Origin of the sequence: Paraburkholderia sp. (genome assembly GCF_026225065.1) — a bacterium.
Classification (GTDB): domain Bacteria; phylum Pseudomonadota; class Gammaproteobacteria; order Burkholderiales; family Burkholderiaceae; genus Paraburkholderia.
In genome coordinates, this window is sequence record NZ_JAMFSB010000070.1 from 1 (window position 1) to 4,574 (window position 4,574).

Sequence of the window (4,574 nt, forward strand, 5' to 3'; positions counted from 1 at the left end):
CAAAACGCGGATGCAGTCGCGAAAGCCTGGCGGGGAGCAGCCCGTCGCGCGACATCGCAAAGATCACACGGGTCTGGCCGTAGGCCATCACCAGGATCACAGTGAGCATGCCGAGCACGGCGCCGAGGTCGATGAAGCCGGCCACCCATTTCTCACCCGCCACCTGCAATGCGTACGACACCGGGTGCGAGATATTGGCGAACTGTGCAGACGGCATGATGCCCGTGACGACCGCCGCGACCGCCACATAGAGCACCGCGCACACGCCGAGTGAGGCGATGATGCCGACCGGCAGATCGCGTTTCGGATTCTTCACCTCTTCCGCCGCAGACGAAACCGAGTCGAAGCCGATAAACGCAAAGAACATCACCGCCGCCGCGCCGAACACGCCGTTCCAGCCGTTCGGCATGAACGGATGCCAGTTGGCGGGCGTGACGTGAAACACGCCGACGCCGATCACCAGCAACACCACGATCACCTTGATCGCCACCATGATGTTGTTGATGCGCGCGGATTCGCGGATGCCGACCGACAGCAGCGCGGTGATGGCCATCATGACCAGAAAGGCGGGCAGGTTGAACAAGGTCATGTGACCGGGTAGCGCCCCGGGTGCGGCCGACAGGGCGACCGGCAGCGCAATGCCGAATCCCGACAGGAGCGACTGCAGATAACCCGACCAGCCCACCGACACCGCCGAGGTAGCCAGCCCGTATTCGAGCATCAGGTCCCAGCCGATGATCCACGCGGCCAGTTCGCCGAGCGTGGCGTACGAATAGGTATAGATCGAGCCGGCGACCGGAATGGTGGAGGCGAACTCGGCATAGGCGAGCGCCGCGAAGCCGCAGGCGATGGCCGCGATGATGAACGACAGCATCAGCGCCGGGCCGGCCTGCACGGCGCCGGTACCGGTCAGCACGAAAATGCCGGTGCCGATGATGGCGCCGACACCGAGGAAAGTGAGGTCAAGTGCGCCGAGGGTTTTCTTCAGGCCGCCGCTTTGGGTGCTGGCGGCGAGCATGTGCTCGACGCTTTTCTTGCGAAACAGGGACATTGGCGTGGGTTCTCCGGTAGTGCACGCATCTTGCGCGCCGAATGTCGAGAAACCCGCGATTTTAGCGGATGCGCACCCCGATGCCTTTTCGGGATGGCAGGTACGGCCTTGCGCCGTACCTCAAGCGTGTCTTGTGCCTTTTGCGGTGCCCTTATGGCGCTTATCCGGCCATGGCCGGATTGAGATCGACGAGCCGGTTGCTCATCACATAGAAGGTGAGCTCGGCGTTATTGCGCAGCTTCATCTTCTCGAGCAGGCGCGTGCGGTACACGCTGACCGTTTTGACTGACAGCGACAGCGTGTTCGCAATATCCGTCAGCCGCTTGCCCGAGGCGAGCATGCACAGCGTCTGATATTCGCGGTCGGAGAGTTTTTCGTGCGGCAATTGCTCACCGTCGAACGAGACGTAATCGGCGAGCGCCTCGGCCATCGCCGGGCTGACATACTTGCGGCCGGCCGCCACCTGCTGGATCGCGCCGATCATCTGCGCGGCGTCGACAGTCTTCGACAGGTACCCGGCCGCGCCGGCCTTCAGTGCGCGGACCGCGTACTGGTCTTCGCGATACATCGAGAACATCAGCACCGCCGCGCGCGGCGCCTTGCGTTTGACGCGCTTGAGCACTTCGACGCCGTTCATGTCGGGCAGCGAGATGTCGAGCAGGATCACGTCGTACACATGCTTTGCCGCGGCGATGAGCGCTTCGGCGCCGGTTTCGGCCTCAGCCACTTCGTTCGCGACGCCGCGGTCCATCAATAGTTGACGAACGCCTTGACGGACGACGGCATGGTCGTCCACGAGCAGGATACGCAGGCTCATGTCGGTGCGCTCACAACGAAAGTACGGTGGCGCTGACCGCACGGCGCTCGACGCACGCCGCGTCGGCGAGCATCGCATCCCATGCGAAACGCGCGCGCACCGTGGTGCCGCCTTGCGTGGCGTCGTCGCCGCGGCGCGCACTGATCTGCACGCTGCCGTCGAACGCCGCGCAGCGGGCGCGCATCCCGGCGAGGCCGAAATGGCTTTGGCGTATGCGGGCGCGCGGCGCGAGGCCGACGCCGTCGTCGCTGACGACCAGCGTCAGATGGCGGCGGCTGGCTTCGATGCGGACGTCCGCAGCGCTGGCCCGCGCGTGCTTGGCAATATTGTTCAACGCTTCCTGGGCGACCCGGAAAATCGCCAGCGCGGCGTCCGCCGGCAAGCGCGTGAGCCGCACGTCGGCGGCGCAGACAAAGCTAGTACGTAGCTGAGTGCGCGCGGTGAAGTCGCCGGTCCACTGCGAGAGCGCGCCGATGATGCCCGCTTCGAGGGCGGGCGCATGAAGCTCGGCAACCGCATGGCGGGCGGCTTCGCAGACCGTGTCGAGCGAGCGGCTGGCTACTTTGAGCGCGGCGGCGCATTGCGGCGGCGCATCGGCGGGCAGCCAGGTTTCGACACCGGCGAGCGCAAAGCGTGTCGCGGTCAGTTCGGCGCCGACGCTGTCGTGCAGTTCGCGCGCTACGCGTTGGCAGGTGGCTTCCTGGGCGTGGATCAGTTCAGCAGACAGTTCGCGCACGCGGGCGCGCAGACGCGCGAGCTCAAGCTCGGCGCTGCTTTCTTCGCGGACAATCGAAGGGGGCACATGCGCAGTGATCGGTACGACAATCGACGTATCCATGACTCTCCCGCTCAGGATGCCTCTGGCACAGCAAACCGGGTGCGCATCGACGGCGCGAAGACGAGGGAACGCATACGAATCTCCGGCCTTGTGATTTGCCCATAGCGCATAGCTGCGACGGACAATTCGCTACAGTGTAGCGTAACTAAATTTACATTCAGTTACATATCGGATGTAACCCTGGTGGGTTTCACAGCAACCGATGATGCGTCGCGATCATATCTCAAAAAAAAAGAAAAGGAGCAGATAGAACAAGGGTTAGCGTGGGTTTTTTGCGCCAGGACTTTAATGCGGTCGACATGCTATATGCGTTTTGCATGTAGGAAAAAGGCTGACACGCAAGGTGAGGCTAGGCGTCGGATTTGTAACTGGACGCTGCTGGCGGCGTTCTCCTGGTATGTGAGATTCGGGCAGTCGCCGCGAAGGGTCGCAGGGCGCCAGGAAAAGTGCCAACAGTATTCGGGATCCGCTCGCGCCAAAAAGCAAAACCGGAGCGCGAAGGCTCCGGTTTCTTGAGGCTCGACCGTTTTGCGGTGAGCGTGGTGGCTACGGCGGCAGTAGGCCGCGCGGCTGTTTAGCCCACGAACGCCTTTTCGACGACGTAGTGCCCCGGCGAATTGTTGCTGCCTTCCTGGAAGCCCGCGTCGTCGAGCAGCTTGCGCGTGTCGCGCAGCATGTGCGGGCTGCCACACAGCATGACGCGGTCGTTTTCCAGTGAGAAGCCGGGCACGCCAAGGTCGGCGAACAGCTTTTCAGTTTCGATCAGCTCGGTGATCCGGCCGCGGTTCTGGAACGCCTCACGCGTGACGGTGGGGTAATACAGCAGCTTTTCCTGTACCAGTTCGCCGAGGTGCTCGTGCGCCGGCAGGTGATCCGTGATGTATTCCTTGTACGCCAGTTCATCGACGAAACGGCAGGTGTGCGTGAGCACCACGCGCTCGTAGCGGTCGTAAATGTCCGGATCTTTGATGATCGACATGAACGGCGCGAGGCCCGTACCCGTGGACAGCAGCCACAGCGTCTTGCCCGGCAGCAGGTTGTCCGCCATCAGTGTACCTACCGGCTTCTTGCCGATCAGGACCTGATCGCCCACCTTCAGATGCTGCAGGCGCGACGTGAGCGGGCCGTCCTGAACCTTGATGCTCAGGAATTCGAGGTGCTCTTCGTAGTTCGCGCTCGCGAGGCTGTAGGCGCGGATCAGCGGCTTGCCGTCGACTTCGAGGCCGACCATCGTGAACTGGCCGTTTTCGAAACGGAACGACGGGTCGCGCGTGCAGGTGAAACTGAACAGCGTATCGGTCCAGTGATGGACGCTCAGGACGGTTTGTTGATTCAGGTTGCTCATGGCTTCTTGGATAGTGCGAAAACAAAAACGGCCAGACGAATAACCGGCCGGCACGGCAAGGGCGATGCTGCGCTAACCCTGTGGTTGACCGATTGCTTAAGGAAAAAATGATGCGCAATCCGCTATTTTACCGCGCTCACCGTCCGCGGGTGGCGGCACGGCGGCTCTAGCGGTTGCCGGACTTGTGGCTCCGGCGTCGGAACGGCACACAGCGAAGCTTGTCGGCGGGGATACAGCCGGGGTTCAGCAGCGGTACGGCGAGGAGCGCAACTCGCGTGGGGCGACGCCGTCCGGTGACCGGATCGCGGGCCGGCAGGCGCGGGTCCTGACAACAATTTTTGGGATGATACAGAAACCCGTCGCGCAGCGCAGAATTGACCCTGCTGCTGAAACTGTCAAAAGGTGAGGGAAATCAATGGAAAGGGCGCGGAAACGGCGCTAAAGCGCGGGAAGTCATGCCTGGGCGCGGGCGTGGCGGACGGGGGCGTCCGTCGCAGCCCAGGCCACGCTCACGCCGTTACAG

Annotated in this window: 4 protein-coding genes; all 4 read right to left on the minus strand. The window is 63.0% G+C overall.

Annotation, left to right across the window (positions count from 1 at the left end):
- Nucleotides 1–1,051, minus strand: a 1,051-nt coding sequence (locus M0954_RS05385) for an amino acid permease (protein ID WP_297352017.1), incomplete at its 3' end; no start/stop codon positions are given.
- Between the two features lie 160 nt (nucleotides 1,052–1,211).
- Nucleotides 1,212–1,868, minus strand: a complete 657-nt coding sequence (rqpR, locus tag M0954_RS05390; RefSeq protein WP_297352019.1) for a response regulator transcription factor RqpR — start codon at nucleotides 1,866–1,868, stop codon at nucleotides 1,212–1,214.
- Between the two features lie 10 nt (nucleotides 1,869–1,878).
- Nucleotides 1,879–2,706, minus strand: a complete 828-nt coding sequence (locus M0954_RS05395; RefSeq protein ID WP_122153116.1) for an ATP-binding protein — start codon at nucleotides 2,704–2,706, stop codon at nucleotides 1,879–1,881.
- Between the two features lie 574 nt (nucleotides 2,707–3,280).
- Complete coding sequence (locus M0954_RS05400) at nucleotides 3,281–4,051, minus strand: ferredoxin--NADP reductase (protein ID WP_122153117.1); 771 nt, start codon at nucleotides 4,049–4,051, stop codon at nucleotides 3,281–3,283.
- Nucleotides 4,052–4,574 lie beyond the last annotated feature (523 nt).